At 72.4% G+C, this 6,733-nt stretch carries 4 protein-coding genes; 2 read left to right on the forward strand and 2 right to left on the reverse strand.

The genetic code is table 11. The annotated features are described in order from the left end of the window. Nucleotides 1–24 precede the first annotated feature (24 nt). Nucleotides 25–963, reverse strand: a complete 939-nt coding sequence (locus tag ACIQM4_RS21110) for a PAC2 family protein (RefSeq protein ID WP_401593632.1) — start codon at nt 961–963, stop codon at nt 25–27. A gap of 278 nt (nt 964–1,241) precedes the next feature. Continuing rightward, nucleotides 1,242–2,756, reverse strand: a complete 1,515-nt coding sequence (rpsA, locus tag ACIQM4_RS21115; protein ID WP_401593634.1) for a 30S ribosomal protein S1 — start codon at nt 2,754–2,756, stop codon at nt 1,242–1,244. 394 nt (nt 2,757–3,150) lie between these two features. Here rpsA and ACIQM4_RS21120 point away from each other — a divergent pair, with 394 nt between their 5' ends. Beyond that, nucleotides 3,151–4,017, forward strand: a complete 867-nt coding sequence (locus ACIQM4_RS21120) for a class I SAM-dependent methyltransferase (RefSeq protein ID WP_401593637.1) — start codon at nt 3,151–3,153, stop codon at nt 4,015–4,017. Between the two features lie 15 nt (nt 4,018–4,032). Next, complete coding sequence (locus tag ACIQM4_RS21125; RefSeq protein ID WP_401593640.1) at nt 4,033–6,654, forward strand: ATP-dependent RNA helicase; 2,622 nt, start codon at nt 4,033–4,035, stop codon at nt 6,652–6,654. The last annotated feature ends 79 nt before the right edge of the window (nt 6,655–6,733 follow it).

The following is a 6,733-nucleotide window of genomic DNA, read 5'->3' on the forward strand; positions in this document are numbered from 1 at the left end:
CCCGGCGTGCGCCGAACGGGCGGCCTAGGCGTCGCCCTCCCGTTCGGCGAGGAACTTCTCGAACTCCAGGCCGATCTCCTCGGCCGACGGCAGGTCCTTGGCCTCCGCGACGAGGCTGCCGCGCGTCTCCGCGCCCGCCACCGCGTCGTACTGGTGCTCAAGTCCCTGGACCAGGGCGACCAGTTCCTCGTCGCCCTCGCCGACCTGCCGGTCGATCTCGTCCTGGGTGCGGCGCGCCTCCGTGCGCAGCGAGTGCGCCACCGAGGGCAGCACCAGGCCGGTCGCCGCGGTGATCGCCTCCAGGACGGTCAGCGCCGAGTCCGGGTACGCGGAACGAGCCACGTAGTGCGGGACGTGCGCGGCGACGCCGAGCACGTCGTGCCCGGCCTCCGACAGCCGGTACTCGACCAGCGAGGCCGCCGATCCCGGCACCTGGGCCTCGTCGAACGGGCTGCGGTGCCCCGGCACCAGGTCCGTGCGGTTGCCGTGCGGGGTGAGGCCCACCGGGCGGGTGTGCGGGACGCCCATCGGTATCCCGTGGAAGTTCACCGCCAGCCGCACGCCGAGCCGCTCCACGATCTGCCGCACCGCGGCCGTGAACCGCTCCCACTCCACGTCCGGTTCGGGACCGGCCAGCAGCAGGAACGGTGCGCCCGTGGCGTCCTGCACCAGGTGCACCTCCAGCGACGGCGTCTCGTAATCCGTCCACCGGTCGCGCCGGAAGGTCAGAAGCGGACGACGGGCCCGGTAGTCCACCAGCCGGTCGTGGTCGAAGCGCGCCACCGCCTGGTGCGGCAGTGTGTCGAGGAGCTTCTCGACGATCTGGTCGCCGGTCTCGCCCGCGTCGATGTAACCGTCGAAGTGGTAGAGCATGACAAGTCCGGCCGACTCCTGGGCCAGCGCCATGTCGACGACGGCCAGCCCCTTCGGCTCCCATGCGTACAAATCCTGCGGATCAAGCACGATTCCCGCTACCTCCTCGCGTTTCACAAGGAAGAACGTGCTGCGGGGCGCGGGCATTCCCGCCGGCGCCCTCATCCCTCGTACGGGTGGACGATCCGCCCGAACCCCCTCGGGAGCTCTTTTCTCGACCCGCGGAGATGCGGGGGTCCCGGACATGCAGCGAGGCCCGCTCCCCCGGAGGGGAACGGGCCTCGCTGTTCAGCCAGTTCGACTGCCGGCCGTCACTGTGTGACGTCGGCGGTCAGCCGGCTCCACGCGACCGGTGAGGGTCAGAGCATTCAGCTCTGGCCGCCCGCCAGCTTCTCGCGCAGGGCCGCAAGGGCCTCGTCCGACGCCAGGGCGCCGGAGTTGTCGTCCGACTCCGAGGAGTACGAACCGCCCGAGATACCGGCGCTGGCGCTGCCACCGGCGGCGGCGGCCGGAGCGGCAGCACCCTCCGCGGCAGCGGCCTCGTCGGCCTCGCGGGACTTGATGACCTGGGCCTGGTGCTGCTCGAAGCGCGTCTGCGCCTCGGCGTACTGGCCCTCCCACGCCTCGCGCTGGGTCTCGAAGCCCTCGAGCCAGTCGTTCGTCTCGGGGTCGAAGCCCTCGGGGTAGATGTAGTTCCCCTGGTCGTCGTACGAAGCGGCCATGCCGTACAGCGTCGGGTCGAACTCGACCGAGGCCGGGTCGGCACCGAAGGACTCGTTGGCCTGCTTCAGCGACAGCGAGATCCGGCGACGCTCAAGGTCGATGTCGATGACCTTGACGAAGATCTCGTCGTTGACCTGGACGACCTGCTCCGGGATCTCCACGTGGCGCTCGGCCAGCTCGGAGATGTGGACCAGGCCCTCGATGCCCTCGTCGACGCGCACGAACGCACCGAACGGAACCAGCTTCGTGACCTTGCCGGGGACGACCTGGCCGATCTGGTGCGTACGGGCGAACTGCTGCCACGGGTCTTCCTGCGTCGCCTTCAGCGACAGGGAGACACGCTCGCGGTCCATGTCGACGTCGAGGACCTCGACGGTGACTTCCTGGCCGACCTCGACAACCTCGGACGGGTGGTCGATGTGCTTCCAGGAGAGCTCGGAGACGTGCACGAGACCGTCGACGCCACCCAGGTCCACGAAGGCACCGAAGTTGACGATCGAGGAAACGACGCCGGAGCGGACCTGACCCTTCTGGAGGGTCGTGAGGAACGTCTGGCGAACCTCGGACTGGGTCTGCTCGAGCCAGGCACGGCGGGACAGGACCACGTTGTTGCGGTTCTTGTCCAGCTCGATGATCTTGGCCTCGAGCTCCTTGCCCACGTAGGGCTGGAGGTCGCGGACACGACGCATCTCGACGAGGGAGGCCGGCAGGAAGCCACGGAGGCCGATGTCGAGGATGAGACCACCCTTGACGACCTCGATGACGGTGCCGGTGACGATCCCGTCCTCTTCCTTGATCTTCTCGATCGTGCCCCAGGCGCGCTCGTACTGAGCACGCTTCTTGGACAGGATGAGACGGCCTTCCTTGTCCTCCTTCTGGAGAACGAGGGCCTCGATCTCATCGCCCACGGCGACGACCTCATTGGGGTCGACGTCGTGCTTGATGGAAAGCTCGCGGGACGGGATCACGCCTTCGGTCTTGTAACCGATGTCGAGCAGGACCTCGTCCCGGTCGACCTTCACGATGACGCCGTCGACGATGTCGCCGTCGTTGAAGTACTTGATCGTCTCGTCGATCGCGGCGAGGAAGGCTTCCTCGTTACCGATGTCGTTGACCGCTACCTGCGGGGTGGTAGAGGTGGTCTCGGTGCTGCTCGTCATGTGGGAAAGGGCTCCGGTACGGACAGAAATCGTAGGTACTGCTACGCCGTGAGCCTGTCGCTCTGCAGAAGCCGGACAGCCGAAGAAGCACCGGGCTTGGCACACCGCCAGGCGCCTCGAAAACCGAGGAGACATACATACAGATACGAGCGCGGCCTGCTAGGTCTGAGGCGCGCAGGCTCGCAGCGCAACTTGTAGCATACGGGGGCCGCCGGGCAGGGTCAATGCGCGAAGGCACACACCGGGGGCACAACGCCCCATACCCGGCACAACTCAGGTTCGGCGAGGCCACAATGGCCGCCCCGCTCCCCCTCGGTCTCTCCCCGGCAACCCCGCCGGGGCGTACCCGGGGAGGGTTCCGGCAGAGCCCACTCAGACGATTCAGACGGGTGCAATGATCCACGAAGACGAACCCTCCGACGCTTTCGCCTCCCTCGACGCACTGGGCGACCAGGACGACGCGGAGACCGAGGCCACCCGGCGTGACGCGGGGGAGACGGAGAGCAGCCGGGCCAGCCGGGGCTGGTGGGACCGCAACGCGGACGAGTACCAGCAGGACCACGGCACCTTCCTCGGGGACGACCGCTTCGTGTGGGGCCCCGAGGGCCTCGACGAGGTGGAGGCGGAGCTGCTCGGTCCCGCCGAGGACCTCAAGGGGCTCGACGTGCTGGAGATCGGCTCGGGCGCCGCGCAGTGCTCGCGCTGGCTGGTCTCGCAGGGCGCCCGCCCCGTCGCGGTCGACCTCTCCCACCGGCAGCTCCAGCACGCGTTGCGGATCGGCGGCGGAGAGGACGGGGTAGGCCTGGTGCAGGCCGACGCCGGGGTGCTGCCGTTCCGGGACGGCTCCTTCGACCTGGCGTGCTCGGCGTACGGCGCGGTGCCGTTCGTCGCCGACCCGGTGAAGGTGTTCCGCGAGGTGCACCGGGTGCTGCGGCCCGGCGGCCGGTGGGTGTTCTCGGTGACGCACCCGGTCCGCTGGGCCTTCCCGGACGAGCCGGGGCCAGAGGGGCTCTCGGTCTCCGCCTCGTACTTCGACCGCACCCCGTACGTGGAACAGGACGACCAGGGGCGCGCCGTGTACGTCGAGCACCACAGGACCCTCGGGGACCGCGTCAGGGACGTGGTGGCGGGCGGCTTCCGGCTGGTCGACCTCGTGGAGCCGGAGTGGCCGGCCTGGAACAGCTCGGAGTGGGGCGGCTGGTCCCCGCTGCGCGGCAACCTGATCCCGGGGTCGGCGATCTTCGTGTGCGTCCGCGACTAGGACGACACTGGGGGCGTGATCCGTACCGACGCCCTTGACCAGTTGCCCGTACGCACGGCTGTGCCCGCCCTCGAAGAGGCGCTGGCGCGGCACGGGGCCGCGGTGCTGTGCGCGCCGCCAGGCACAGGCAAGACGACCCTCGTGCCGCTCGTGCTGGCCGGCCTGGTGGGCGGCGGTCCGGTGCGGCGGGTGGTCGTCGCCGAGCCGCGCCGGATCGCCGCGCGGGCGGCGGCCAGGCGGATGTCGTGGCTGCTCGGCGAGCAGGCCGGCGGACGGGTCGGGTTCACCGTCCGGGGTGAGCGCACGGTGGGCCCGCGGACGGTCGTCGAGGTCGTCACGACAGGTGTACTGCTGCAACGGCTCCAGCGCGACCAGGAGTTGCCCGGCGTCGACGTCGTCGTACTGGACGAGTGCCACGAACGGCACCTGGACGCGGACACCGTCGCGGCCTTCCTGCTGGACGTACGGGCGGCGCTGCGGCCGGAACTGCGGCTGGTCGCCGCGTCGGCGACGACGGACGCGGCGGGCTGGGCCGAACTGCTCGGCGGCGCGCCCGTGGTGGCGGCGCAAGGGGTCTCGTACCCCGTCGAGACGGTGTGGGCGCCGCCGCTGCGGCCGGTGCGCCCGCCGCACGGGATGCGCGTCGACCCGGCGCAGCTGACGCATGTGGCGTCGGTGGTGCGCCGGGCACTCGCCGAGCGCGAGGGCGACGTCCTGTGCTTCCTGCCGGGGGTGGGGGAAATCGCCCGGGTGGTCGGCCAGTTGGGGAGCGTGGGGGCGGAGGTGCTCCAGGTGCACGGGCGGGCTCCCGCGGCGGTGCAGGACGCGGTGCTCGCGGGCTCCTCGGCGGGCCGCCGGGTGGTCCTGACCACCTCCGTGGCCGAGTCCAGCCTCACGGTGCCCGGGGTGCGGGTGGTGGTGGACTCCGGCCTCGCCCGTGAACCGCGCACGGACCACGCAAGGGGGCTGAGCGCGCTGACGACCGTACGTGCTTCGGGTGCGGCGGCGCGCCAGCGGGCAGGGCGCGCGGGACGCGAGGCGCCGGGGACGGCGTACCGCTGCTGGGACGAGGCGGAGGAGATCAGGCTGCCGCGCTTCCCGAACCCGGAGATCAAGGTGGCCGACCTGACGGCGTTCGCCCTCCAGGTGGCCTGCTGGGGCGACCCTGACGCCTCGGGGCTCGCCCTGCTCGACGCGCCACCCGCCGGGGCGATGGCCGCGGCACGGGAGGTGCTTTCCGCGATCGGCGCGGTCGACGCACGGGGCCGGGCGACGGAACGCGGGGTACGGCTGTCGCGGCTCGGGCTGCACCCCCGGCTGGGCAGGGCGCTGCTGGACGGCGCACGGGAGGTCGGCGCGCGCCGGGCCGCGGAGGTGGTGGCACTGCTGAGCGAGGAGCCGCCGCGCGACTACGGGGACGATCTGGCGGGCGCGTGGCGGGCGGCCAGACGCGGAAACGACGGCTACGGGGCGCGCTGGCGGCAGGAGGCACGACGACTGGCGTCGGCGGCGGAGGGGGCGGGCGGGACGGGTCGGTCGGGCGGGACGAGCGGATTGGGCGGTGGCGGCGTCTCGGGTGGCTCCGGGAGCTCGGGTGGTTCCGGGGGCTCGGGTGGCTCCGGAGGCTCGGGTGGCTCCGGTGGCTTCGGTGGTGGTGACGACGCGGTGGCGGGGCTGGTGGCCGCGCTCGCGTTTCCCGAGCGGGTCGCGCGGGCCCGGGGCGCAGGCGCGTTCCTGATGGTGTCCGGAACGGGCGCGGAGGTGGCCGAGGGATCGCGGCTGCGCAGTGCGGCGTGGCTCGCGGTGGCGGTCGCGGACCGGCCGTCGCACTCGGCGTCCGCGAGGGTGCGGCTGGCAGCTGTCGTCGACGAGGGCACGGCGCGGCTCGCCGCCGAGCACCTGCGGATGTCGGGGGACGAGGTGCGCTGGGAGGGCGGGGACGTCGTCGCCCGGCGGGTGGAGCGGCTGGGCGCGGTGGAGCTGACCGTACGTCCGCTGAAGGAGCCGCCACGCGCGCGCGTGCAGGACGCGTTGCGGGAGGGGCTGCGGCGGGAGGGGCTCGGGCTGCTGCGCTGGACGCGGGACGCGGGGGCCCTGCGGGAGCGGCTGGCCTTCCTGCACCGGGAGTTGGGGGCGCCGTGGCCGGACGTGTCCGACGAAGCGCTGGCGGCCGACACGGACGCCTGGCTGGAGCCGGAGCTCTCGCGGGCGCGTCGGCGGGCTGACCTGGGGCGGATCGACGCCGGGCAGTCGCTCCGGCGGCTGTTGCCGTGGGCGGGCGGGGACGCGGCGCGGCTGGACGAGCTGGCGCCGGAGCGGATCCAGGTGCCGAGCGGGTCGCGCGTGCGGGTCGATTACGCGGGCGAACAGCCGGTGCTGGCGGTGAAGTTGCAGGAGATGTTCGGGCTGGCGCAGACGCCTCGGGTGGGTGGGACGGCGCAGGTGCCGGTGCTGGTGCACCTGCTGTCGCCGGCGGGCCGGCCCGCTGCGGTGACGGCCGATCTGGCGTCGTTCTGGCAGGACGGGTACCGGGCGGTACGGGCGGAGCTGCGCGGTCGGTACCCGAAGCACCCCTGGCCGGAGGACCCGGGGAACTTCGAGGCGACACGGTTCACGAAGGGGCGGTTGCAGAGGTAGCGGGAGGGCCGAGGCCCCCGGGGGGGGCGGTGGCCCGGGAGGGGCCGGAGGCCCGGGAGCGGGCGGAGGCCCGGGAGCG

Source organism: Streptomyces sp. NPDC091272 (genome assembly GCF_044757485.1).
In the GTDB taxonomy this organism is placed as follows: Bacteria; Actinomycetota; Actinomycetes; order Streptomycetales; family Streptomycetaceae; genus Streptomyces.

Bases quoted from the DNA above. Each gene is read 5' to 3' on its own strand.
- rpsA (WP_401593634.1), bottom strand. From the start codon at position 2,756: ATGACGAGCAGCACCGAGACCACCTCTACCACCCCGCAGGTAGCGGTC.
- ACIQM4_RS21120 (WP_401593637.1), top strand. From the start codon at position 3,151: ATGATCCACGAAGACGAACCCTCCGACGCTTTCGCCTCCCTCGACGCA.